This is a genomic window from Bacillus sp. P4_D3, from assembly GCF_056401855.1.
In genome coordinates this window covers 1-510 of sequence record NZ_JBFUIN010001365.1, presented here as the reverse complement: position 1 = coordinate 510, position 510 = coordinate 1, and the positions used below count along the sequence as shown (strand labels likewise).

The window sequence follows — 510 nt, the reverse complement described above, 5'->3', positions numbered from 1 at the left end:
TCCAAAAAGAGATGAAGGCACTCAAAAACCAAAATGATAAAAAAAATAAAAGTGTTGGAAAAACTGGAGAAATATCTAGCAAATTCCCTTGGAAAAACAGGGAGGAATTTCGAGAAATATCAGTAAAAAATTTCGTTAACCAAGATGGATTTACAAAAGTATTTTTATAATACAGGAAATGAATGATGAATAATATCGTGACGATCTTTATTGGAATCTGCCACCTTGTTTGAAAAAAAGAGAGTATGAAGCAAATTCCTATAAATATTACAAAAATATCTAATCTACCTACGTTTGTAATACCTATAAGGGGTCTTAGCCATTCTAGTAAAAGAAGAAGTGCACATACATGCATGAAGAATCTGCTCATATCCCATTGGTATTTTGTTTGTAATGTTATCATTTGCTCACCTCAAAAAACACATTTGTATACCGGTTTTCATAAACCACGTTTACAAATATTTTTCGTTTTTGTAGAGTTTCTAATATACTTAGCTCTCGATGTGAGAG

The 510-nt window shown here is 31.0% G+C and carries 1 pseudogene; it reads right to left on the bottom strand.

From position 1 onward, the window contains the following. Positions 1-403 (bottom strand): annotated as a pseudogene (locus tag AC1DTM_RS31375) (protease); the annotation flags it as partial. Between the last annotated feature and the right edge of the window lie 107 nt (positions 404-510).